18 protein-coding genes are annotated in these 23233 nt (G+C 60.1%); 10 read left to right on the top strand and 8 right to left on the bottom strand.

Annotated features, from left to right (window positions below; genetic code table 11):
- Positions 1 to 125: 125 nt before the first annotated feature.
- The 4 genes from BHV64_RS05375 to BHV64_RS05360 form a co-directional block, all read right to left on the bottom strand.
- Entirely contained in the window at positions 126 to 1946 is a 1821-nt protein-coding gene (locus BHV64_RS05375) for a phosphoethanolamine transferase (RefSeq protein ID WP_217727598.1), read from the bottom strand.
- Between the two features lie 67 nt (positions 1947 to 2013).
- On the bottom strand, positions 2014 to 2811 hold the full coding sequence (locus tag BHV64_RS05370; protein WP_138265660.1) for a DUF3108 domain-containing protein: 798 nt from the start codon (positions 2809 to 2811) through the stop codon (positions 2014 to 2016).
- A 43-nt stretch (positions 2812 to 2854) separates the two neighbouring features.
- Complete coding sequence (gene recG, locus BHV64_RS05365; protein ID WP_022061931.1) at positions 2855 to 4966, bottom strand: ATP-dependent DNA helicase RecG; 2112 nt, start codon at positions 4964 to 4966, stop codon at positions 2855 to 2857.
- 169 nt (positions 4967 to 5135) lie between these two features.
- Positions 5136 to 5570: a radical SAM-associated putative lipoprotein gene (locus BHV64_RS05360; protein ID WP_015546520.1), complete on the bottom strand. Its 435-nt coding sequence runs from the start codon at positions 5568 to 5570 to the stop codon at positions 5136 to 5138.
- A 317-nt stretch (positions 5571 to 5887) separates the two neighbouring features.
- Here BHV64_RS05360 and ispG point away from each other — a divergent pair, with 317 nt between their 5' ends.
- Positions 5888 to 7372: a (E)-4-hydroxy-3-methylbut-2-enyl-diphosphate synthase gene (gene ispG / locus BHV64_RS05355; protein ID WP_288115628.1), complete on the top strand. Its 1485-nt coding sequence runs from the start codon at positions 5888 to 5890 to the stop codon at positions 7370 to 7372.
- A gap of 248 nt (positions 7373 to 7620) precedes the next feature.
- Positions 7621 to 8226: a WbqC family protein gene (locus BHV64_RS05350; protein ID WP_205760816.1), complete on the top strand. Its 606-nt coding sequence runs from the start codon at positions 7621 to 7623 to the stop codon at positions 8224 to 8226.
- Here BHV64_RS05350 and BHV64_RS05345 read toward each other — a convergent pair.
- Entirely contained in the window at positions 8147 to 10180 is a 2034-nt protein-coding gene (locus BHV64_RS05345; protein WP_288115627.1) for a glycoside hydrolase family 2 protein, read from the bottom strand. The two genes, BHV64_RS05350 and BHV64_RS05345, sit on opposite strands and share 80 nt — an antisense overlap.
- A 422-nt stretch (positions 10181 to 10602) precedes the next feature.
- The gene (locus tag BHV64_RS05340; RefSeq protein WP_288115626.1) at positions 10603 to 13923 is read right to left on the bottom strand and encodes a hypothetical protein; all 3321 of its coding nucleotides are present in this window, start codon (positions 13921 to 13923) and stop codon (positions 10603 to 10605) included.
- 151 nt (positions 13924 to 14074) lie between these two features.
- Between BHV64_RS05340 and BHV64_RS05335 the strand changes: the two genes are divergently transcribed.
- The 5 genes from BHV64_RS05335 (at position 14075) to BHV64_RS05315 (ending at position 17777) form a co-directional block, all read left to right on the top strand.
- Positions 14075 to 14293, top strand: a complete 219-nt coding sequence (locus BHV64_RS05335; protein ID WP_050794808.1) for a helix-turn-helix domain-containing protein — start codon at positions 14075 to 14077, stop codon at positions 14291 to 14293.
- Positions 14294 to 14400: 107 nt separating this feature from the next.
- Complete coding sequence (locus BHV64_RS05330; protein WP_147619801.1) at positions 14401 to 14916, top strand: CvpA family protein; 516 nt, start codon at positions 14401 to 14403, stop codon at positions 14914 to 14916.
- Complete coding sequence (gene rsgA, locus BHV64_RS05325; protein ID WP_022061940.1) at positions 14909 to 15829, top strand: ribosome small subunit-dependent GTPase A; 921 nt, start codon at positions 14909 to 14911, stop codon at positions 15827 to 15829. Before BHV64_RS05330 ends, rsgA begins: the two co-directional genes overlap by 8 nt.
- On the top strand, positions 15810 to 16535 hold the full coding sequence (locus BHV64_RS05320) for a TrmH family RNA methyltransferase (protein WP_418414689.1): 726 nt from the start codon (positions 15810 to 15812) through the stop codon (positions 16533 to 16535). The genes rsgA and BHV64_RS05320 overlap by 20 nt, the downstream gene beginning before the upstream one ends.
- A 48-nt stretch (positions 16536 to 16583) precedes the next feature.
- Positions 16584 to 17777 carry an aspartate aminotransferase family protein gene (locus BHV64_RS05315; protein ID WP_138265655.1) on the top strand — a complete coding sequence of 398 codons (1194 nt, stop codon included), beginning with the start codon at positions 16584 to 16586 and terminating at the stop codon, positions 17775 to 17777.
- 32 nt (positions 17778 to 17809) lie between these two features.
- Here BHV64_RS05315 and nfo read toward each other — a convergent pair whose 3' ends face one another.
- Positions 17810 to 18658 (bottom strand): deoxyribonuclease IV, encoded by an 849-nt coding sequence (gene nfo, locus BHV64_RS05310; protein WP_138265654.1) that lies wholly within the window; start codon positions 18656 to 18658, stop codon positions 17810 to 17812.
- Between the two features lie 96 nt (positions 18659 to 18754).
- Here nfo and BHV64_RS05305 point away from each other — a divergent pair, with 96 nt between their 5' ends.
- The 3 genes from BHV64_RS05305 to BHV64_RS05295 are packed head-to-tail and all read left to right on the top strand — an operon-like array spanning position 18755 to position 21930.
- Entirely contained in the window at positions 18755 to 19996 is a 1242-nt protein-coding gene (locus BHV64_RS05305; protein WP_044054113.1) for a DUF3078 domain-containing protein, read from the top strand.
- Positions 19997 to 20039: 43 nt separating this feature from the next.
- Positions 20040 to 21677 (top strand): S41 family peptidase, encoded by a 1638-nt coding sequence (locus BHV64_RS05300; RefSeq protein WP_217727594.1) that lies wholly within the window; start codon positions 20040 to 20042, stop codon positions 21675 to 21677.
- Positions 21670 to 21930: a hypothetical protein gene (locus tag BHV64_RS05295; RefSeq protein ID WP_022061946.1), complete on the top strand. Its 261-nt coding sequence runs from the start codon at positions 21670 to 21672 to the stop codon at positions 21928 to 21930. The genes BHV64_RS05300 and BHV64_RS05295 overlap by 8 nt, the downstream gene beginning before the upstream one ends.
- A gap of 119 nt (positions 21931 to 22049) precedes the next feature.
- Here BHV64_RS05295 and deoC read toward each other — a convergent pair whose 3' ends face one another.
- Positions 22050 to 22931 (bottom strand): deoxyribose-phosphate aldolase, encoded by an 882-nt coding sequence (gene deoC, locus BHV64_RS05290; protein WP_015546510.1) that lies wholly within the window; start codon positions 22929 to 22931, stop codon positions 22050 to 22052.
- Between the last annotated feature and the right edge of the window lie 302 nt (positions 22932 to 23233).

Raw genomic sequence — 23233 nt, 5'->3', positions numbered from 1 at the left:
ATAGTACGAACCGGGGTGCAACGCAAATTTATTTGCTATGCCGGGAGCGCCTATCCAGGCAGGTGGTTATCTTTGGCAAAGATAGGAAAAAATATGAAAATCCAATGCGGGATAATGACATAACCTTATTGTTTTCGGTCTCGTCCGATGATGGTCTCGTAGTTTCCGGCGGGTTCGAACCCCATCAGCAGCGGTCGGGGGCGGGTGGTGTCGAAACGCTCGCCGATCAGGCTGCGCGCCGGGTCGTACCATCGGCATCGGATACCCGCCAGGTCCAGCAATAGATGGGAAAGGTCGTCCGCCGAGAACGGCCGGTCGAGCGCCCCGGCGACCTGTGCCGCTACATCGGGGCGGTTGCGGCGGTAGGTGTCGGACATCCAGATCATAAACGGGATTTCGAACTGGTATTTGCAGACCTCGGGGGTGAGCGGCAGGTCGTGCGAGCGGCAGAAGAAATCGCGGTAGTCGTAGACCTCTTCGCCGTGGTCGGAGAGGTAAACAGCGATGGCGTCGCGGTCGGTAAAACGTGCCAGGATCGCATCGACGACCTGGTCGTTGTAGCGGGTAGCGTTGTCGTAGTCCGCGACGACCTGGCGTTCCTGCTGCGTCAAATCCTCGCGGCGAATATCCCCGGGCGTGAAATACGCCTCCTCCTTGGGGTAGCGGTCGGAATAGCTGACGTGCTGTCCCATTAGGTGGAAGACGACCAGTTCGGGGGTGTCGTCACGGGAGGTGAGCCGGTCGTAGTCGTCGAGCAATTCCAGGTCGTAGGGATGGCGGTTCTCATTGTGGACCGTGAACAGGAGCGGTGTGCTGCGGGCATTGAAAAGCGCTTTCAGTCCGAGATCGTGGTAATCATAGTCGTTTCCGGCGGCCTGGTTGTCCAGGTGACAGGTGGTGTATCCGGCTTTTTTGAAGAGGGCCGGGAAAAGGGGGCTGTCTTTCCAGGACTGTCCGGAGCCGAGGCTTGCAGGCGAAAAGAGGTTTGACAGCACGGACGTGGTCAGATTCGCCGGGGAAACGACATCCCGGAAAACGAAGAGTTCGCCCCGCCGAAGCCGCTCTTCGAGCCGGGGGTTGGTCGGCAGCGGATAACCGTAAAGGCTCGAATGGTGCTTGCTGAACGACTCTCCGATAATGATGACGATGCAGGGCGAGCGGAAAGAGCAACTCTCTATTTCGACCGATTCGAGCGTGCGGAGCAGTTGCTCTGCGTTTTCGGCGGAGAACTCATGCCGAAACCAGAAGAGCGATGTGTGAAGCCGTTCGAAGGGGGTGAGGGTTGCGGTTTGGCACATCATCTCTCCCGGAAAATCGCCGGTCCGGGTGAGCGCATACTGAAAGTGCAGCCGGCTGACATAGAAGGCGCCGCTGCCGGCCAGCAGGAATAGGAGCGATATGCGTACCTTGCGGCTGTGCAGTTCGAACCGAATCTTCCGGTGTTCCGCCAGCAGATACCCTGCGGTCAGCAGGACGCATGCGGCGGCCGGAAGCAGGAATGCCGGAGTCGTACAGTAGGTTTTCAGAAATTCGAGGCTTTCGCGTCCGTCCGTTTCCCAGAGAAGCTGGATGACGGAGAACGAAAAGGGCGTTCCGAAACGGATCAGCAGAAAACTTTCAGCCAGCGAGAGGAGGCCGAGGTACGACAGGACAAACACGCGATAGATCGCTTCGGCGATCCGGACTGCGAGAATCTCCCCCCCCCTGTCGTGCTGTCGCAGGCATAGCGGCAGTACCAGCAGCCAGGCCCGGAAGAGGGACAGCAGGGTTCCGTAGAACAGGTTTCTTCCGGGCACGAACGACATTTCGTTCAGGAAGAAACGAATGATGTCCGGGACCAGCGGCAGGAGTGCCGTGAGGACCAGAAATGCCGGGTACTCGCCGAAAGGCCGCACGAGAAACGCGGCAATATGTTTTGCGAAACAGGAGGTTGCGGAGCGTTGCATGGAACAGTGACGTTTTTCTCCGCAAAGATAGGGAAAATTTCCCGTGTGCCCGATGAAAATCCGGCGTCTATTTCATCAGGCTCGACACCGGGTATTTAAGTCCCTTGTAGCCCGAAATGTAGGCGTTGATGCTGCCGATCTTGACCGGCGATTCGATGTAGAGGGGGATTTTGTTGTCGTCGTCCGAAATCCAGATCGTGAAGATCGTGCCGTCGGTGAACGAGTAGCCTTCGGTCGTCCCTAACTGGCACTCGAACTTGAGCGTGCGGAAACGCCCCATGTTGCGGATCTTCTTGTTTTCGCGCCCCAGGTAGCGGTAGTGCAGGTGGCGGATGGTGTCTTGCAGGACCATTTGAAGCGTCGCCGGCTCACCGACGCGGAAATTCTCCGCTTGGGCCGACCGCAGGTTGAAGAAGAGCGCGATGGGGTCCATGCTCTCGGCCGTCAGGGCCATCTGCTTCTCGCTGAAGGGGTTTTTGCGGCTCCGCCAGCGGGTGTGGATGGTCGAGTCGGGCCAGATGTAGGTGTAGTAACTCTGGAAGGTGTAGTCGCCTTCGCGGATGTCGCTCTCGAAGCGCACGGGGCGCAGCGACGCGGTGTCGATCCACACGGTGTAGACATCCTCCAGGTTGAAGAACCAGCGGTAGGTGGGCAGCGTGCGCCCTGCGCCTTCGACCTTGTAGTAGGACTTGCCGTCGGCCGTATCTTCCGAGGTCTTGACCTCCACGGTCCCGACCTCCGTATTGGGGAACATCTTGGCCTTGTAGCTCACGCGGTAGAAGAGCTGTTCGCCCGGATGGTAGAGCTGCGCGGCGAGGGGCGAGAGGACGCCGAGCAGGAATATGGTGAATAGAAACCGTTTCATCGGACAGGGTTTTAATGGGTTAACGTTTTTTCGGGACGGAATATTACGAAATGCGTGAAAAATCAATCTCTTCGCGGCCCGAGTAGCGTCGCCGCAGAGCTTCGAGACCCCGGTTCTGCGGGTGCGCCAACGCCGGGTCCGCGGCGAGTATTTCTGCGGCCGCCTCGCGCGAGACGGTGAGTATCTGCACGTCGGCCGTGGGGCTGGCGATCTTCAGATCAAATGCCATGCCGCTCTGCAACGTGCCGTTGATGTCCCCCGCGCCCCGCAGCTTGAGGTCGAGTTCCGCCAGGCGGAACCCGTCGTTGGTCTCGCACATCGCTTCGAGCCGCGCCCGCGACTCGCGCGAGAGTTTTTCGCCCGACATCAGGATGCAGTAGGACTGCTCGCCGCCGCGGCCCACGCGCCCGCGCAGCTGGTGGAGCTGCGAAAGCCCGAAACGCTCGGCCGACTCGATGACCATGACCGTCGCGTTGGGCACGTCGACGCCCACCTCGATCACCGACGTGGCCACGAGAATGTGGGCTTCGCCCTGTTTGAACTGGCGCATCGACTCCTCCTTGTCGGCGGGCTTCATCTTGCCGTGGCAGATCGCCGTGACGTACTGCGGCAGCGGGAAGTCGCGCGAGATGGCTTCGTAGCCGTCGGTGAGGTCCTTGTAGTCCATCGCCTCCGACTCCTTGATGAGCGGATAGACGACGTAGACCTGCCGCCCTTTGGCGATCTCCTGCCGCATGAAGCCGAACAATTTGAGCCGCGCGGCGTCGGTGTAGTGGAATGTCTTGATGGGCCGCCGTCCCGGAGGCAGCTCGTCGATCACCGACACGTCGAGATCGCCGTAGAGGGTCATCGCCAGCGTGCGGGGGATCGGCGTGGCGGTCATCACGAGGATATGGGGCGGCTGGAGGTTCTTGGTCCAGAGCCGCGCGCGCTGCTCGACGCCGAAGCGGTGCTGTTCGTCGATCACGACGAAGCCCAGGTTCGAGAACTGCACGCGGTCCTCGATCAGCGCGTGCGTGCCGATGAGTATGTCCACTTCGCCCGAGGCGATGCCTTCGAGCGAAGCCCGGCGTTCCCTGGCCTTCGAGGCGCCGGTCAGGACGGCCACCTTCACGTCCATTCCGTCGAGCATCTTGCAGACGGTGGCGTAGTGCTGGCGGGCGAGGATTTCCGTCGGGGCCATCATGCAGGCCTGGAAGCCGTTGTCCACCGCGAGCAGCATCGACATCAGCGCCACGAGGGTCTTGCCGCTGCCCACGTCGCCCTGAAGCAGGCGGTTCATCTGGAACCCCGTCACGGTGTCCCGGCGGATCTCCCTGATGACCCGTTTCTGCGCCCCGGTGAGCGGGAAGGGGAGTTTTTCGGTGTAGAAGGTGTTGAACACGCCCCCGACCCGGGTGAAGAGGAAGCCGTTGCTTTTCGCGAGGCGTTCGGTGCGCCGCTGCTGGATGTTGAGCTGTACGCCCAGCAGTTCGTCGAACTTCAGCCGGTACTGCGCTTGCCGCAGGGCCTCCTGCGATTGCGGGAAGTGGATATTGTAGATGGCGTCGCGCAGGCCGATCAGTCCGTACCGGGTGCGCACGGCCTCGGGAAGCGGGTCCGCGATGCGGTCCTTCACGAGCGTCCAGGCGTTGCAGATGATCTGGTACATGCCCTTCGCACCCAGCACATTGCCCAGCTTCTCGGTCGAGGGATAGATGCCCTGCATGCCGCTTTCGGCCTTGCGCGAGAGGGCCTGCTCCATGGTTTCCAGCTCGGGATGGGCGACCGACAGTTCGCCGCGGTAGAACGACGGGCGGCCGAAGACGAGGTATTCGCGTCCGACCTCGATCCGTTTCTCGATCCACTTGACGCCCTGAAACCACACCAGCTCGGCCTGTCCCGTGGGGTCCTGCGCGAAGGCCGTGAAGCGGCGTTTGCGCCCTGTTCCGGCATAGGCGACGCCCGTTATGCGGGCGCGGAACTGGACGTAGGACAGGCCTGCGGCCTCGGTGATCTCCGAGATACGGTAGATGCGTGTGCGGTCGATATAGCGGAACGGATAGTGGCTGAGCATGTCGCCCAGCGTGCGGATGCCCAGCTCCCGTTCGAGGAGTTTTGCCCGGGCCTCGCCGACGCCCGCTACGAATTTGATGTCGTTATCGAGTGTATCCACCCGGCAAATATAGTGAAAGTAGAGCGCAATGCCAAACTTGTTTGGGCATTGCCGAGACGCATCCTATGTTCTGTAAATATAGTGAAAGCCGGGCGCAATGCCAAACTTGTTTGGGCATTGGCGGGGTGCGTTTTTCCGTCCCGGGAGACGTGCTGGTCGGGAGCAGGGGCTACTCCTTCTCCTCGAGGGCGATGTCGACGCCCGATTTGGCGAATGCCCCTTGATCCCAGTCGCCGTCTCCTTTGGCCGTGCGTTCGGCCTCGGTGAATTCGATGTCGACGGTCTTTGCGGCGAAGTCGCCGCCGTTGGCCGGGCCGTCGGTGTCGGTGAAGGTGACTCTTGCCGTGTTGCCGACTCCCTTGCCCGAAAGATCATAGGTTCCGTCGGCTGCGGTCGTCGCCTCCGGTGTCGGCAGGTAGGCGTTGCTCCGGACCTCGATGCCCTTGATCGGCCGTCCGGCCTTGTCGGTCACCTTGCCCTTGATCTTGTAGTTGTTGTACGGGACCCCGTACATAGATACCACCTTCGGTTGATCTTCCTCGTTGTTGCATGCCGTTGCAAATCCGAGCAGCGCGGCGGCTGCCAGCAGTAGTTTCTCTTTCATGGCGTTCGCATTTTAGAGATGTTCCGAAATATAACGATTATTTCGCCGTTCGCCAAATCGTTGCTATCTTTGTACACTGTACCGGCTGTCGAGAGCGTTCATTTTGCCGCTGCTTCCTGAATCCGTTGCGGGGTGATAACGGCTCTCGGTAGTGGGAGGCGGTACGTTGTACTGCTGTCCGATGCGTACGCCATCTCCCTCCCTGGGGGAGGGCTGGGGTGGGGTCGGATTTGTAAACGTCGCCGAAGGCGGCGATAACGCCGCCCGACAGCGGAAAGTGATGTGAGAAAGTGCGTAATTACCTAATTGATAAACCGATGAATCTTTCGAAATTCATGCGCCGGACAACGTGCGAAGTGCGCATCGGGCGGACGACGATCGGCGGCGGGCATCCCGTCGCCTGCCAGTCGATGACCAATACCGACACCAACGACACCGCCGCGAGCGTGGCCCAGATCGAGCGGATCGACCGCGCCGGGGGAAAGATCGTGCGCCTTACGGCGCAAGGACGGCGCGAAGGTGAAAATCTGGAAAACATCGTCCGGCAGCTGCGTGCCGACGGTTTCCGGACAGCCGTTGTGGCCGACATCCACTTCGTGCCCGAGGTCGCGGCCATCGCCGCCAGGTATGTGGACAAGGTGCGTGTCAATCCGGGAAATTACCGCCTCGACCGCGGTGATCTTCAGGCGCTGATCGCGCAGTGCCGCGAGCGGGGCGTCGCCCTGCGCGTCGGCGTCAACCACGGGTCGCTGGCGAAGCGCGTTTTCGACGAGTGGGGCGACACGCCCCAGGGCATGGTGGTCTCGGCCATGGAGTTTTTGCGGGTGTGCCGGGAGTGCGATTTCGATCAGGTGGTGGTCTCGATGAAGTCGTCGAACACGCGCGTCATGGTCGCCGCCTACCGTCTGCTGGTCGAGGCGATGGATGCCGAAGATATGCACTATCCGATCCATCTGGGCGTCACCGAGGCCGGGAACGGCATCGAGGGGCGCGTGAAGAGCGCCGTGGGCATCGGGGCGCTGATGGCCGACGGCATCGGCGACACGATCCGCGTCTCGCTGACCGAGGCCCCCGAAAATGAAATCCCCGTGGCGCAGCTGTTGGTCGAACACTTTGCCGACCGTCCCGGCGAGTTCGAGGTGCTCCATCCCGAGCGTTACTTCCCGACCGAATACCGCCGCCGTTCGAAGGTGACGGTTCCCGTCGTGCACACCGAGCCGCTGGAGGGTTTCCGGGTGCTCGAAGCCCTTTCGGGCAACCCGACGGCCGAGTTGCGCGCCGCGATCCTGAATCTCGACATCCCCGACGAACCGGTGGTCGTGAAACGCCGCTACGAAGAGCGTTCGCTGGAGACGCTCGCCGTGAAGGCCGCCGCCGACCTGGGACCGCTGCTGCTCGACGGCCTGGCCGACGGCATCTGGATCGACGCTCCGGGATTTGCCGAAAGCGAAATCCGCGACATCGAGCTGATGATCCTGCAAGCTGCGCGCGTGCGTTTTTCACACACCGAATACATCGCCTGCCCTTCGTGCGGGCGCACGCTCTACGACATCGAGAAGGCCCTCGCCGACATCAAGGCCCGCACGTCGCACCTGAAAAACCTCCGCATCGGCGTGATGGGCTGCATCGTCAACGGTCCCGGCGAGATGGCCGACGCCGACTACGGTTACGTGGGCGCCGGACCGGGCCGCATCACCCTCTACAAGGGCCGCACGGTCGTCGAGCGCAACATTCCGCAGGAGGAGGCCCTCGACCGGCTGGTGGAGCTGATCAAAAAGAACGGGGACTGGACGCCCGCCTAAACCCCGCCGGCGTAAGACGCCGGTTTTAAGAGGCGGCAGGAAGCTTCGTTCTGCTTCCGCTCCTGTTCTGCGCTCACACGCATAAAAACGGTGTTTTGCGTCGGCAGGCCGCAGCTCCGTCCTGCGGAGGTCTGCTATTGCGCGTCGCTCCATAGCAAAGCCCTGCGCGCTGCCGCCCGCCCGAGAGGCGGGGTTCACCCGATTCGACCGCTTCGTTTCAGGTGATTTTTAATTTTGAATTTTTATTTATGTCTACTATACTGCCTCTTGCATACCTTCCTTCGGTGGAGTATTTCACGCACCTCCTGCGCGGCGGCTGCGTCGTGGACCTCGGCGAGCACTTCGTGAAGCGTTCCGAACGCAACCGTGCGCGGATACTGGCCTCGGACGGCGTGATGGAGCTGACCGTGCATGTCCGCAACGCCAACCGTCCCCGGCAGCCCGTGCGCGACGTGCGTCTCGACTATTCCAAACGCTGGCAGCACCAGCATTGGGGCGCGCTGGTGGCCTCCTACCGCTCGTCGCCCTATTTCGATTTCTACGCCGGACGGTTCGAGCCTTTCTACCGCCGGGAGTGGGAGTTCCTCGCCGATTACAATCTGGGTCTGCTGGAGGTGTTGTGTTCGCTGGCCGGAGTGCCGATGCCCGAACTCTCCCGGACGTATGTCGAGGCGGCCCCCGGAGACCTCGACCTGCGCCCCAAACGCAAAGAAGGCCCGGCGCTGATCGCCGAGCCTTATTTCCAGGTCTTCTCCGAAAGGATGCCTTTCGTCCCTAATTTGTCGTTTGCGGACCTGCTGTTCGCCGAAGGACCTGCGTCCGTTTCGGTTTTAGGACGTTGCCGACAAGGATAGTCACGCTGTCGCGCAGATCCCCCGCCGCCGCTTTCACCTCAATCATCCCGTGTATGGCCACCGAATCGGACCGGTACTGGAAGGGGGCGTATTCGCTCATCGCCAGCGTGTCCCGGCCGACGATGAGCGTCGGCGTCCCGGCCGACGAGTAGACGCGGAACGCCTGCTTCTCATAATCGCGCAGACGCCGCCGTTTGTCGACGATATGCAGCGTCGGCTCTGCGCCGTTCCACATCGCCTTGTACAGATAGTAGGCGTCCTTTTTCTCGCGGCGGTTGAGCGTCACGAGGCCTGCGCCGTTGATCCCGTAGGGACGGCGCGAGGAGCCGTAGTCGAACATGTTGTCGATCCACGCGCCCCAGAACAGCGAGTCGTTTTGCAGGTTTTTGGCATACTCCTCGTGGAAACGCGTCTGCTTCTCCTCGGGCATCCAGTTCGAACGAGGCTCGGACTGCGCCGTGTAGCTCTTGTGTCCGAGGAATCCGCTGCCGCCGTAGCAGACGCCCGAACGCAGGTGGGACCAGTTTTTTTGCAGCTGGTCGCGCCATACGATCACGTCATCGGTCGAGCCGCGCCGCCAGCCGACGTCCTGCTGCCAGACGATCAGGTCGGTGATGAAATTGATGTCGCCGTTCTGGTCGCTGCAAGCGACCGTCGGGCGCGAGGGGTCCATCGTGCGGGCCGTCTCGTTCAGCCGCCGGATGTAGGGCGTCACGTCGTCGCCGCGCATCCAGAGACGCGAGAAGATACCCCACATCACCACCGACGGGTGGTTGATGTTCTGGGCTACGATCTCCTGCAACTGGTCCAGTCCGTTCTGTTCGAAGGCGGGCGTGGCGAAATAGGAGACGTCGCCCAGGAACGACGAGCGGTGCAGCGGAGCGTCGATCCAGACGAGCATTCCCTGTTCGTCGCAACGGTCGTAGAGGTACTGCGCGTGCGGCATTACCGCCGAGCGCAGGGCGTTGGCTCCCATCGTGCGGATGATCCGCAGGTCGGCGTCGTAATCCTCCGGAGTCAGCGTGCCGCCCGAAAGGGCGTTGTCGTGGTAGAGCGTGACGCCGCGGACGGGGGTGCGTTCTCCGTTGATCGTCAGCCCTTCGGCCGTGCTGGCGCCGATCGAGCGGAAGCCCGTGCGGACGGTGACGCGGTCGGTGATGCTGTCCTCGCCGATGGAGGCCGTCACGGTGTAGAGCGCCGGGTCGCGCAGGCTCCACAGCGTCGGATTGTCCACCGAGAAGGCCACGGAGACGGGTTTGCCGTCGAGGCGCGCCTTCTGGCGTTTCGAGAAGACCCGCTCTCCCCGCGGACTGGTGATGTCGACGTTCAGCGTGCAGCTGTTGTCGCCCTTCGAGGTGATGTGCACCTCGATCTCGCCCTCGACCTTTTCGGGACCGACCGTCTGCGGGTGTACGAGCACGCCGTCCGACCCGAGGTAGAGCGGCGAAATGGCCGTGCGCTCGGTGAGGATCAGTTCCGCCTCGCGGTAGATGCCGCCGTAGAGGTTCATGTCGGTCGAGGTGGGCAGCACGTCGTCGCGGCTGCTGTTGCTGACCACCATGAGCATCGAGTTGTCGCTTCCGAAACGGATTTTGTCGGTGATTTCGAACGTGAAGGCCGTGGCGCCGCCGCGGTGCGTGCCGACGTGATAGCCGTTGACGAAGAGGTCGGCGACCGACTGTACGCCGTAGAATTTCACGAAAAGGCGTTTCGAAGCCCATTCGACGGGGATATACATGCCGTTCTGGTAGCTGCCCGTGGTTTCGAGCCAGTAGCCCTGGGCCAGCGGATCGGTGTTCCAGCTGTGGGGCAGGGTTACGTGGCGGGCGTTGTCGGAGGTTTTCTCCGACTTGAAGAAAAAGCGCCACCCTTCGTTGATCGGGAAGACCTCGCGGGCGCTGGCCGTCATTGCGACGACGTTCAGCAGCAGGAGAATCGTTAGGTATCTTTTCATGGCAGAGCTGGTTAAATGCTGTATGATGCAAAGATAGTGCAAGCCGGGTGCAGAACCAAGCGTTGCTTGGGGTTTGCCGTGGCGCCGCCTATCCGTGCGGGGGGTTATCTTTGGCAAAGATAATACAAGCCGGGCTGAAAATCAAACTTATCTGTCTTTGCCGTTGCGCCGTTTGTGTTCCGAAGGGGAAATGCCAGCCGGGCGCAAAGCCGGAACGGGGTCCGGTTTTACGCCCGGCGGGCATCGGGGCGGCAGGTACGAAAAAATGGCGGACCGCGCCTCTTCGGTCCGCCAAAAAGCAGGGGATGGGTGTGAAACTTGTTAACTAAAAAACAACTCCTTGGGGGGCATCCCCTGCCGAGGATCGCTTTTGCGGAGCCGGCACAGCCGGTTGCCGTGCCGGACCGCGAAGCGTGTGAACTTTAGCGTTTGATGGTAATCGTCATCTCCTCGCCCGTGATCTCGCCGTACTGGTAGGTGAAGCTCGGCGTTACCTTGATGATGATGTCCTTCAGCAGCGTGGCGCTGTTGTTCTCGTAGGTCAGCGTATTGTCTGTGATTTTGATATATGCGGAAGCATCCTTGTCGCTGGCAGGGGTATCGGCATACTCGGCCGATTTCATCTTGAATACGATACCGGCGGTATTTTTCGCTGCTTCGGGTTTTGCCTGGAATACGTCGTAGGCCGTCTTGCCGTCGCCTACCGTAACGGCTTCCCAGGCCTTCGTGTCTTTGTTGTATTCGATCCACGACTTACCGTCGGCGTCGATCAACTGGAGGTTTTCGAACATATTGGCCGTAGTCGCCTCGTTGGTCTTGTAAGCGACCTCGATAGCCTTGGTCTGTGCCAGCGTCTTGATCGGGGTCTGGATCTCCACGCGCAGCGGCAGGGAAGCTACCTGGATGTTCGTGTCCTTGATCTTAACGACAGCCTTGATGTCGACATAGTTGCGGTTTGCTGCGCTCCAGTCGAGTTTGTCGCCCTTGACGACGGCGTATTTGTCGCCCTTGTTCGGTTTGTCGTCTTTGGAGGTCACTTCGAACGTAAAGTCGTACTTCTCGGCGTCCACCTCGTTGAAGTAGGTCGGCAGTGTGATGTTGGGCCACTCCCAGAGGTTGGTCGTCCCGTTGACCAGACCTTCGACTACGGTCGTCTTCACGCCTGCGATCTCGGTTACGTGTCCGACATTGTACCTCAAGTCGAAGTCGGGGATCGTGACATTGTAGTTGAACGTTACGGAAATCTTCTGGCCGTACCAGGTCGTCCATTCGGCTTTCTGCTCGAACTTGTCCTTCGTCGCGGTGATGTCCTTGGCATTCAGCACGCCCTTCAGGGTCGATGCGGTGACGGTCATTGCCGTGCCGTTGGTGTTCTCGATCACCGTGCCCTTCTCATTTGCTTTGTTGAAGAGTTTCGTTACGCCTGCGGGCGTTGCGGGATCGGTCGTAGCTGCGAAGATAGCCTCGGCGAACTCCGCTTCGCTGGCGAATCCGGCCTTGTTGGCTGTGTAAACGTCCTTCCACGTCTTGCTGACGCTCTTCGTCTCGTAGCCGATGGCGTTGTCGACGATGTAGTTGACGGGCGCCGGGGCGGCTCCGAAGGCGATCTGGCCCTTCAGTTTGTAGTCGACGTTCTGGTATACATAGACATACTCGATGTCATAGGCCTTGCCCCACTCGTATGCATCTGCCTGAACGGAGGCTTTCACGCCCATGGCGATCTGGCTGGCGAATGCGGTGAATCGGATGCCGAGATCGTTGTCGACCTCCTTGCCGGCGACCTTGACCGTCGAACGGTCCGTGTCGAGGTTGCCCAGCGTGATAATATCCTCGATGGTGACCTCCTTCGGCAGGTCTATGTCGTTCGCCAAAGCGATTTCGCCGAAGATGTTATCGGAGATTTCCGGAGTGGCGGTCTGCCCGGCGATGCCGTTCTTGACGAACGCATAGCTCCATGCCAGCGGTTTGGGAGTCTCCTTGAAGGTGAAGGTCGCGCCGGCCTGGTTGGTGATGATGTAGGTCTGCGGCGCCTCGATCGTTGCCGTCGTGGCTTTCCCGTCGACGTTGATCACGATTTTGTGTGCGCATACGACGTTCTTGCCTACGTCGCCGGAAACGCCTGCTGCACGGAAGTCCACCGTAGCGAGTTTCGTGTCGTAAACGAGTTTCGAGTTGTCGACGCGCAGGATGAATTTGCCGATCTCGGTTTTGTCCGTAATCTCGGCCGACTGGCTGGGGTCGGCGTAGTATTTGGGCGTTACGGTGTAAGCGCCGATGCTGATTTTCGAGCCAAGCAGTTTGTTGACGTTGTCCAGCGTCATCAGGGTCTTGCCTCCGTCGAGCGAAGCCAGCAGCTGCGTATTCTCCAGCAGCGTCTTCTTGCTGACGGCCTGCTTGTTGAACGGCATTTCGATGGTGGCGTAGTCGTAGGCGACCGGCTCCTCGTCCTTGGTGTAAACGCCGAGTTCGATCTCTTGGGCCTCGTCGGGCATGATGCTGGCGAAGTTCGACAGCACGTTGTTCGTTACCTCCGAGGCGGTTTCGTCCTCGGCGCCGGTTCCGGGATTCACGGTGTTCTCGATCGAAAGGGCCAGCGTGATCCATTTCTCCTCTTTCTCGTAAAGCTCACCAAGCTCCTCCGCCGACATGGTGGCGGTTACGGCGAACTTACCCTCCTCGATAAACCGAACGTCGGTGATGGTGGCTGCGGGAGTTGCCGTTGCGGCACGGGTTTTTATCTGCTCGGAGACAATAGCGAACGTCGCTTTTCCGTTAGCATAGGCATCTACGAGGTCTTTGGCCAGCGAGGCCGGCGTGACGCGGTAGGTCAGCGTGACCATTCCGTTGCCGATGGGGGTGGCTCCGACCTTGTAGAAATCCATCGTAGTATAGGATCCGCCACTGCCAACATACATGGTTCCGGGAACGTTTACCAGCGACTGGATGCGGTTGATCAGCGCAGTGACATCGGCCTGAAGTTGGGCGATGGCCTGCTTGAAGGCGCCGAGTTCCGCAGTCAGGTCGCTCTTCTTCAGGTAGCCCTGCGTCGAAATGAGGCTGATGATCTGCCTGCTCAATGCGGATTCGGCGTTCTTTACCGCTTCGGCGGCTGCCGAGTTCACGTTCTCGATCCAGGCTTTGTTGTTGACGTCCATGTATTCCTTGACGAATTCGGAGGCCTCCTCGCCGGCAATTTTGCTGATGGCGGTCTTGATGTCCTTCACGGCCGGGTCGTTGGTGATGGCGGCCAAGACGGCTGCGACAGCCTGATTCTTCACGGCAGTGGTCAGCTCGCTGTTTTTGGCCAGCTCTTCGAGGATGCCTTTCTTGACCTCGCCGCCGATTTTGGACCAGAGGTCAGCGGCTTTGAGCTGATTCTCGATCAGGGCCTTCACCTGCGCTTCGTTTTGCAGGCCTTTGATCAGATCCTGCACCTGTGTCACGGTCTGGAACCCGAGGTCTCCGACTTTCTTTTTGAGGTCGGCGTCCTTGACGTAGGCTGCCAGCTCCTGGCTCAATTCGGCATCGGTGACGAATTTCGAGAAATCGACATCCTTCAGTTTGTCTGAAATTGTCTGAAGGGCGGAAGCATCGGCCTTCAGTTCGACTTTCGCATTTAGATCGTCGATCTTTTTGTTGATGTCGTCGATGTCGTCGTCGTAGTCCTTACACCCGACACCGGCCAGCATGGTTCCGGTTAAGAACAATGCCAGGAATTTTCTAAACAAGTTGTTGTTTTTCATAGTAAAAATGGTTGAAATAAAGATGTGTTTGTATTTAGTTTTCAATTTGTTATTCGGACGACCCTCTTTTTGTTGGTATCATATATGATACGCATGGTGCAAATATATATATAAAAATTTGCACAGCAAAATTTTTGTCCAAATTTTTGAAATGGGAATGAACTATCAAGATGAAATCCTTTATATCTCTACGAGGATCAAGGAGTTGAGGAAGGAACGCAAGCTGACTGTACAGGAGCTGGCTTACCGGTGTGACATGGAAAGATCCAACTTGAGCCGCATCGAGGCGGGGCGGACTAATCTTACCGTAAAAACCATTTGCAGCATCTGTAATGCGTTGAGTGTTAATATGCGCGATGTAATACGTTAGGACGATATACCTATATTTATATATATTGCGCCTAATCGTTCGTTGTATGCTTTTTTTGGGCCGTTTCTTTAAAATTCGTATCTTTACGGTGATAATTTAACGGCTTATTGAACACGCTTGATTTAATCGTCTGCCTCGTGCTGGCGCTGGCCGTCTGGAACGGATGGCGCCAAGGCTTCGTCGTGCAGATATGCTCCCTTGCAGGGATTGTGGCGGGCATTTGGATCGCGGCGCGTTTCGGCGCGCAGGTCGGCGGATGGCTGCGGCTCGATGACGAAGTGGCCGCCGCGGGCGGTTTCGTCACGGTGCTCGTCGCCGTGATCCTCGTCGTGGCGATTGCCGGCAGGGTGGTGCGCAAGGTCTTTCACTTTGCGGGACTGGGCGTTGCCGACACGCTGCTGGGCATTGCCGTATCGGTTTTGAAGTACCTGCTCGTGTTGAGCGTGCTCTTCTCGGCCTTCGATGCGCTGAATGAGGATTATTGCCTCGTGGGGCCGCGGACGATCGAGCGGTCGAAAAGCTACAAGCCTGTCCGGTGGCTTTCCGAATCCATTTTCCCTTTTCTGGAGTGGGTCGGCGAGCGGGTTCCCCGGCAGGAGGAAAAAACGGAGACCGATGGATAGAAAGTTTACAGCCACAGTGGTCCGGGCGACGGGCAGTTGGTACGACGTGCTGCACGACGGTGAGACGGTGCGCTGCCGCATCCGGGGCAGACTGCGCCTGAAAGGGGTGCGTTCGACCAATCCCGTGGTGGTGGGCGACGAAGTGGCGTGCGAGGCCGACGAGGGGGGCGACTATGTGATCGCCGACATCCTGCCGCGGCGCAACTACGTGATCCGCCGGGCTTCGAACCTTTCGAAAGAGTCGCATATCATCGCCGCCAACGTCGACCAGGCGCTGCTGATGGCGTCGCTGCGTTCGCCCGAGACGCCCACGGAGTTCGTGGACCGGTTTCTGGTGACCTGCGAGGCCTACAAGGTCCCGGTGACGATCCTCCTGTCGAAGCTCGACCTGCAGGACGCGGAGGCCGTCGCGGAGTTCCGCGCGGTCTACGAGGGGGCCGGCTACCGGGTGCTGGAGGTGTCGGTCCGGGAGGGCCGGGGCGTGGAGGAGGTGCGCGAACTGCTTGCGGGGCGCACGACCCTCGTTTCGGGAAATTCGGGCGTCGGGAAGTCGACGCTGATCCAGGCCATCGACCCCTCGCTGGACATCCGCACGGGCGAAATCTCCGAAAGTCACCACAAGGGCCGCCATACGACGACATTTTCGACGATGTACCCCCTGGCCGGAGGCGGCGCGGTGATCGACACGCCGGGCATCAAGGGGTTCGGACTGATCGACATCGACGAGGCCGAGCTGTGGCACTATTTTCCCGAGATGATGCGCGTTGCGCCCGCCTGCCGCTTTTACAACTGCACCCACACCCACGAGCCGGGCTGTGCGGTGACCGAAGCCGTGAAGGCGGGCGAAATCGCCTGGCCGCGTTACGAAAGCTACCTGAAAATCCGCGATGAAGATGAAAAATACCGCAAATAACGACTCCCCGGGACCGGACTTCGATTTCGGCCCCGATGCCGCACACGCCGCTGAGCGCATCGCCTGCCTCGCCGGGTTTATGACGCCGGAACGGTATGCCGTTTTGCGGAAGACGGTCTCCATGCGCACGCGCTACATGACGGTGCTGGCCGAGAACATGTACCACGGGCAGAATGCCGCGGCGCTGATCCGCCATTGCGAGGCGTTCGGCGTGCAGGAGATGCACACCGTGGAGACGCTCTGCCCGTTCGAACCCAATCCCGACATTGCGCGCGGCACGCACCAGTGGGTCGACGTGCGCCGCCACGCCTCGACGGGCGAGGCCGTCGCCGCCCTCAAGGGGGCGGGCTACCGGATCGTGGCCACCACGCCCCACCGCGAGGACGCGACGCCCGAGACGTTCGATGTCGGGCGGGGACCTTTCGCGCTGGTCTTCGGGACGGAACACGCCGGGATTTCCGACGAGGTGATCGCTTCGGCCGACGAATTCCTGCGCATCCCGATGTGCGGCATGGTCGAGAGCCTGAACGTCTCGGCCTCGGCGGCGATCCTGATCTACACGCTCTCCGAGCGCATGCGCCTCACGGTCGGCAACTGGCGGATGTCCGACGCCGAACAGGCCGAAACGCTCTGCTGCTGGATGCGGCGCAGCGTGAAGGATTCCGAAGCGATTTTGCAACGCCGGGGTATGGTCCCGGATTTATAGGCGGCTTCGGCGCTCCTGGCCCGAATCCGCGCAAATGGATAAAATAGTATGATTCTCCGCAAACAATTTCTGGCGCATGTCGCCCAGACCTCCCCGTCGCCGATGCTGGTGGAGGTCGCGCGCGCCGAAGGCTCGTTTTTCTATACGCCCGAAGGCAAGCGTTATTTCGACCTCGTGGCCGGGGTTTCGGTCAGCAATGTCGGTCACGGCAATCCGGCCGTGGTGCGCGCCGTGCAGGAGCAGGCTGCGCGCTACATGCATGTGATGGTCTACGGCGAGCTGGTCGAGACGCCGCAGGTGGAGTATGCCGCCAGGATCGCGTCGCTGCTGCCCGCGCCGCTCGAAAGCGTCTATTTCGTCAACTCGGGCGCCGAGGCGGTCGAGGGGGCTTTGAAACTGGCGAAACGTTTTACCCGGCGTACGGAGATCGTCTCCATGCGCCGCGCCTACCACGGGTCGACGCACGGCGCGATGAGCATGATGGGTGCGCCCGAGGGCGAGGAGTGGAAGGGGGCGTTCCGGCCCCTGCTGCCCGACGTGCAGGCCGTGGAGTTCAACGATTTCTCCGAACTGGAGCGCATTACGCGCCGCACGGCCTGTGTGCTGGCCGAGCCGGTGCAGGGCGAGGCCGGCGTCCGTCCGCCCCGTCCGGGTTATCTGGATGCGCTGCGCAGACGCTGCGACGAAGTCGGCGCGCTGCTGATTTTCGACGAGATACAGACCGGCATGGGCCGCACGGGCCGCCTGTTCGCCATGCAGAAATACGGCGTCACGCCCGACATCGTCTGTCTGGCCAAGGCCTTCGGCGGGGGCATGCCCCTCGGGGCGTTCGTCGCGCGTCACGAGGTGATGGACACCTTGCAGGAAAATCCCGCGCTGGGGCATATCACCACTTTCGGCGGCCATCCGGTCTGCTGTGCGGCGGGACTCGCGGCGCTGAATTACCTGGTGGACAACAAGGTGGTCGAAAGGGTCGAAACGAAGGGCGCGTTGTATGAAATGCTGCTGAAGGATCATCCCGCCGTGCGGGAAATCCGCCGCAGCGGCCTGCTGCTGGCCGTCGAGCTGGGCGAATCGGCGAAACTTTACCGCATCATGGAACTGTTCCGGGAGGCGGGCATCCTGAGCGACTGGTTCCTGTTCTGCGACACGGCGTTCCGCATTTCGCCGCCCCTCACGATCTCGGAGGACGAAGTGCGCGAAAGCGCCGCGCTGATCCGCAGTTGTCTGGACCGGTTGTAAAAACAAAAGGGAGGCTTTGGAGCCTCCCTTTTCTATGCCTCTTCGGCAAACGCCTTCAGTTTGGCGATCTCCTCGCTCCAACGCGCTTCGTCGGGGGTTTCGAGGATCAGCGGAATGCCGTCGAAACGCTTGTCGGAAGCGATATAGCGGAAGCATTCCATGCCGATCATGCCCTCGCCCAGCGGCGTGTGGCGGTCGACGCGGCTGCCCAGAATCTTCATCGCATCGTTCAGGTGCATGCCTTTCAGGTATCCGAATCCGACGACGCGTTCCAGCTCGGCGAACGTGGCGTCGCACGCCTCGCGCGTCCGGAGGTCGTACCCCGCCGCGAAGGCGTGGCAGGTGTCGATGCAGACGCCCACCCGCGATTTGTCCTCCACGCGCTCGATCAGATAGGCGAGGTGCTCGAAGCGGAATCCGAGGTTCGAACCCTGCCCCGCGGTGTTCTCGATCACCGCCGTCACGCCGTGCGTGCGGTCGAGCGCCATGTTGATCGACTCGGCGATCCGGTCGAGCGACTCCTGCTCGGTGATCTTCTGCAGGTGGCTGCCGGGATGGAAGTTCAGCCGGTCGAGGCCCAGCAGTTCGCACCGCTGCATCTCGTTGAGGAATGCCGCGCGCGATTTTTCGAGCGGTTCCTTCTCGGGATGTCCGAGGTTGATCAGGTACGAGTCGTGGGGCAGAATCTGTGCGGGCGTGTAGCCGTAGCGTTCGCACGCCTCGCGGAAGGCGTCGATCTCGCCCGCGGCGAGCGGTTTGGCGACCCACTGCCGCTGGTTCTTGGTGAAAAAGGCGAAGCCCGTGGCTCCGATAGCGTGTGCGTTGGCCGGAGCGTTCTCCACGCCGCCCGCAGCGCTTACGTGCGCTCCGAAATATTTCATAGTTGGTCCTTTCCGTTTAACTTTCAGACAAAGTTAAAGTTTTTATAAATAAATTCATAAATTTGTAGATTGAAAATCAAATACAATCGCTTCGTTATGAAACATTTTTACCTGATTCTCACGCTGGCGTCACTCGTCGGGGCCTCCGTTCCGGTCTCGGCCCAGATTTCAATCGACGAAGTCAATGCCGAACGGCGGAACGTGACGTTCCGCGACCGGCTGAAGTCCACGTCCGTCGATGCCGATTATTTCAGCCTCGCCCGCTACAAGGCCGAGCGCGCCGCAATCCGCAAGGAGCGCAACTACCTTGAATTGGGCGGCGGCCTGCAGGGAACGCTGACTTCGTACAACGATCCCTGGATCTCGGTGTCGGGCGGTGACAACTCCATTGCGCTGGTGGCGACCTTCAACCTGCGGCATATCTTCAAGAAGAACCTCTTTTCCATCGAAACCAAGTTCAATGCCAAGCTGGGTTACAACCGCATGAAGGTCGAGACGCAGCGCGTGGGGCCGGACGGCAAGCCGATGGTCGACGAGAGCGGCAACAAGATCATGGACAGCGAAGGCGTATGGTTCAAGAATCAGGACGAGTTCGTCATCTGGGTGAACCCGGCGTTCGAAATGGCGAAGAACTGGACTTACGGTTCAATTCTGCAATTCCGCAGCCAGTTCGTCAACGGTTACAAATCGCGCTCCGAGCAGGAGAAGAAGCACCTCAAGAGCAAGTTTATGACTCCGGGTTACCTCGACATTTCGCTGGGTATCACCTACAAAAGCCCTCAAAAGAAATTCCCCATCACGGTCAACATGTCTCCGCTCGCCTTGAACGCCACCTTTGCCGAAAGCGACTGGATCCGCATGCGGCAGGTCGACGGCGACGGCAAGGAGATCAAACCGGCCTATCCCTATGGTATCGAGGATCCCGAGAAGACCTCGAAATACGAGGGCGGTTCATCGGTCGAGATCGGTTTCGACCGCACGTTCGGCAAGACGGGCTACCTGCGTTACATCACGACGGTCTTCTCCTTCTACGGCTGGATTACCGACATCGGCCAGAAGAACAAGATCAGCGACTACACCAAGTACCTGGAGGCCTACGACAAGTGGGCCGACAAGGAAGACACCAGCGTCGGGCATGACATCAAGGACAAGCCCCGCCTGCCGATCCATCCCACGGTGCGTTGGGAAAACACGCTCGAAATCAAGGCGACGAAATACCTCTCCACGAAGGTTAGTTTCCAGCTCTACTACAACCGGGCGCAGAACGTCGACGTGCAGACCCGTACGCTGTTGCAGGTGGGTCTCACCTATACTTTCAAAAACAAGCCGAAACCCTAATAAGTTTTAAATACCGAACCGGCGTCTTTGGCGCCATCATACGATGTACAAAAACTCGAAACACACCGTCCTCTTCCCGCTGCTGCTGGCCGCGGGAGTCGTTCTGGGCCTCGTTCTGGGCCAGTATCTGGGCCGCAACACCACCACGTCGCAGCTCAAGGGCATGCTCAGCCGCATGGCGCTGCCCAACAACAAACTCTCCTATACGCTCTCGCTGATCGAGAACCAGTATGTCGACTCGGTGTCGATGGACTCGCTCGCCGAGCACGTTATCCCGATGCTGGTCAAGGAGCTGGACCCCCATTCGGTCTATATCCCCGCCGCGGAAATGCAGGTTCTGAACGAACCTCTCGAAGGGGAGTTCGACGGCATCGGCGTGGTCTTCAACATGGCCACCGACACGGTCATCGTGCTGAACGTCATTCCGCAAGGCCCGAGCGACAAGGCCGGCGTCAAGGCCGGGGACCGCATTGTCGAGATCGGCGATTCGCTTGTCGCCGGGCGTAAGATTCCCCAGAACAACGTCGTCAAAATGCTGCGCGGACCGCGCGGCACGACGGTCCGTCTCGGTCTCGAACGGCAGGGCATCTCCGACCTGGTCGAGGTCGAGGTCGTGCGCGGCGTCATTCCCATCAGGAGCATCGAATCGGCCTTCCGCATTGCCGACGGCGTGGGATACGTCAAGCTGGGGCAGTTCGCGCGGACCACTTTCGACGAATTCCGCAAGGCGCTGGCGTCGCTGCGCGCCGAAGGGGTGACGAAACTGATTTTCGACCTGCGGGGCAACACCGGCGGGTTCCTCGATCAGGCGATCGCCGTGGCCAACGAGTTTCTGCACGAGGGCCAGCTGATCGTCTACACCGAGGACCGCCGTCACGAGCAGCTGCGCGAATACGCCGACGGCAAAGGCTCGGCGCAGGACATGGAGGTCGTGGTGCTGATCGACGAGGGAAGCGCCTCGTCGAGCGAAATTCTCGCCGGAGCGTTGCAGGACAACGACCGTGGTACGATTATTGGTCGTCGTTCGTTCGGCAAGGGTCTCGTACAGCGTCAGATACCGTACAGCGACGGATCGGCCCTGCGGCTGACCACGGCGCGCTACTATACGCCCACGGGCCGCTCGATCCAGAAGCCCTACACGATCGGGGATGACGCGGACTACGAGGAGGATCTTTGGAACCGTTACCGGAACAACGAGTTTTTCTCGGCCGACAGCATCCATTTCGCCGACTCGCTCAAGCGGGTGACGCCGGGCGGAAAGGTGGTCTACGGAGGCGGCGGCATCATGCCGGACGTGTTCATTCCGGCCGATACGACCGACGTGACGAAGTATTTCGTCGAGGTGGCGGGCCGCAACATCCTCTACCGCTATACGATCGAGTATGCCGACCGTCACCGTGAGGCGCTCAATGCGGTGAAGACCATTGATGAGTTGCAGACGCTGCTCGACAGCGACAAGACCCTTGTGGATGATTTCGTCCGCTATGCCGCCCGGAAGGGCGTTGCGCCGCGCTATGGCGACATCGCCCGTTCGCGGAGGCTGATCGAGGCCCAGCTCCGGGCCTATATCGGCCGCAATACGGCGTTGGAGGACAATGGTTTTTACGCAAACATCTATCCCGTGGACAACGTCGTCGTACGCGCCATCGGGATCTTAAAGGAGGAGAATGAAAATGATTAAAAAACTGATCGGTATTATCGTGGCTGTGGCGGTAGTCGTCATTATCGTCGTTGCGGCCATCCGGCGCGACAACTTCCAGTCGATGGTGCGGCGCGATGAATTGTTGAACGGCGTCGAGCCGGCCGCGGAACCTCCGCACCTGATCTCGCCCGCCGAACTCGACGTTCCGGCCGAAGGCGTCCCGGCCAAGGACGCTCCGGCTGCGGGGACGGTCGATTCGTTGAGCGTCGAAATTACGGATTCGCTTCCGTAAGCCGGGATCGGTATGTATGCAACGGCGGCCCCGTAAGGGGCCGCCGTTTTTCGTGCGTCGGGGCGGGGCGGTCCGAGAGAAACGGTCCCGCAGATCTCCGCCAGCCGGTTTCGTGCCGGTTAGAAGTATTTGACCTCCGAGCCTTCGATGGCCGAAAGAATGTTGTTCGCGGCCGAAGAGGCTCCGATGCGGAACAACTCCGTCGTGAGCCACTCTTTGCCGAGTATCTCCTCGACGATCGTGTAGTAGAGCGCGGCGTCTTCGGCCGTGCGGACCCCGCCTGCGGCCTTGAAACCGACCTTGCGGCCCGTTTTGTCGTAGTAGTCCCGGATCGCCTGGCACATCACCACGGCGGCCTCGGGCGTTGCGGCCACGTCGATCTTGCCCGTCGAGGTCTTCACGAAATCGGCCCCTGCCAGCATCGACAGCAGCGACGCCTTGCGGATCAACTCGGGGGTTTTCAGCGCTCCCGACTCGATGATCACCTTCAGCACCACATCGTCGTCCATCTCCGTGCGGATCACCTCCACTTCGTTGGCCGCCTCGTCGTATTCACCCGTGAGCATGCGCCCCACATTGAGGACGATGTCCACCTCGTCGGCGCCGTTCTCCACGGCCATCGCCACTTCGAGGGCCTTCACTTCGAGAAAGGTCTGCGCCGCGGGAAATCCCCCGCCGACGCTCGTGATCTTCATCGGCGTGCCGTCCACGGCCAGCCCCACGGTCTCGACGAACGAGGGATAGATGCAGATCGAAGCCACGTTGGGAATGTGGGGGTATTTTTGGTAGAACTCCGCGGCCTTGCGGGCGAATTCCGTGACGGATTTCACCGAATCGTTGCACGACAGCGTCGTGAGGTCGATGGCCGAGTAGCAGAATTTGTAGACCTCGGTGTTGTGGTTGCGGGCCTCTGCGGCCTTGCGGATGCGTGCGACCTCTTCGTCGACTTGCGATGCGCTCCACGCCGGGGCGTATTCTTTCAGATGGTTGGCGTATTCCATACGATCGTGTTTTTTACAAAATTAGAAAAATTATTCGATCCCGCATCGTTTCCGGATCAATTATTTTAACGGTGTCCGACATCGGCCGCCGCCCGGACGCGGCACCGGGGATGGCGCCGGGCCGTTTCTCCGAAAAACGGATACACCTGCGCTTTTGCTGCGGGGCACACGGGGCAGGATGCAAAAAAAGAGCCTGAACCCTCTCGGCAAACTTTTTTTGTTTGATAATTGATTGATAACCAGTAGTTAGTTTCGCTTAAAAAAGCTAATCTCTACTTATAAGCATACATAGAGGGTTTCAA

It is taken from the genome of Alistipes sp. 56_sp_Nov_56_25, assembly GCF_001915285.1.
In the GTDB taxonomy this organism is placed as follows: Bacteria; Bacteroidota; Bacteroidia; order Bacteroidales; family Rikenellaceae; genus Alistipes; species Alistipes shahii.
Note: the sequence above shows the minus strand (reverse complement) of the source record. Positions and strands in the feature narration are given on the sequence as shown.

Coding starts and splice junctions, on each gene's coding strand:
- rsgA (WP_022061940.1), top strand. CDS start 14,909: ATGGATAGAAAGTTTACAGCCACAGTGGTCCGGGCGACGGGCAGTTGG.
- BHV64_RS05305 (WP_044054113.1), top strand. CDS start 18,755: ATGAAACATTTTTACCTGATTCTCACGCTGGCGTCACTCGTCGGGGCC.
- BHV64_RS05345 (WP_288115627.1), bottom strand. CDS start 10,180: ATGAAAAGATACCTAACGATTCTCCTGCTGCTGAACGTCGTCGCAATG.
- nfo (WP_138265654.1), bottom strand. CDS start 18,658: ATGAAATATTTCGGAGCGCACGTAAGCGCTGCGGGCGGCGTGGAGAAC.
- BHV64_RS05320 (WP_418414689.1), top strand. CDS start 15,810: ATGAAAAATACCGCAAATAACGACTCCCCGGGACCGGACTTCGATTTC.
- BHV64_RS05300 (WP_217727594.1), top strand. CDS start 20,040: ATGTACAAAAACTCGAAACACACCGTCCTCTTCCCGCTGCTGCTGGCC.
- BHV64_RS05295 (WP_022061946.1), top strand. CDS start 21,670: ATGATTAAAAAACTGATCGGTATTATCGTGGCTGTGGCGGTAGTCGTC.
- BHV64_RS05335 (WP_050794808.1), top strand. CDS start 14,075: ATGGGAATGAACTATCAAGATGAAATCCTTTATATCTCTACGAGGATC.
- deoC (WP_015546510.1), bottom strand. CDS start 22,931: ATGGAATACGCCAACCATCTGAAAGAATACGCCCCGGCGTGGAGCGCA.
- BHV64_RS05340 (WP_288115626.1), bottom strand. CDS start 13,923: ATGAAAAACAACAACTTGTTTAGAAAATTCCTGGCATTGTTCTTAACC.
- BHV64_RS05370 (WP_138265660.1), bottom strand. CDS start 2,811: ATGAAACGGTTTCTATTCACCATATTCCTGCTCGGCGTCCTCTCGCCC.
- BHV64_RS05375 (WP_217727598.1), bottom strand. CDS start 1,946: ATGCAACGCTCCGCAACCTCCTGTTTCGCAAAACATATTGCCGCGTTT.
- BHV64_RS05315 (WP_138265655.1), top strand. CDS start 16,584: ATGATTCTCCGCAAACAATTTCTGGCGCATGTCGCCCAGACCTCCCCG.
- BHV64_RS05350 (WP_205760816.1), top strand. CDS start 7,621: ATGTCTACTATACTGCCTCTTGCATACCTTCCTTCGGTGGAGTATTTC.
- ispG (WP_288115628.1), top strand. CDS start 5,888: ATGAATCTTTCGAAATTCATGCGCCGGACAACGTGCGAAGTGCGCATC.
- BHV64_RS05360 (WP_015546520.1), bottom strand. CDS start 5,570: ATGAAAGAGAAACTACTGCTGGCAGCCGCCGCGCTGCTCGGATTTGCA.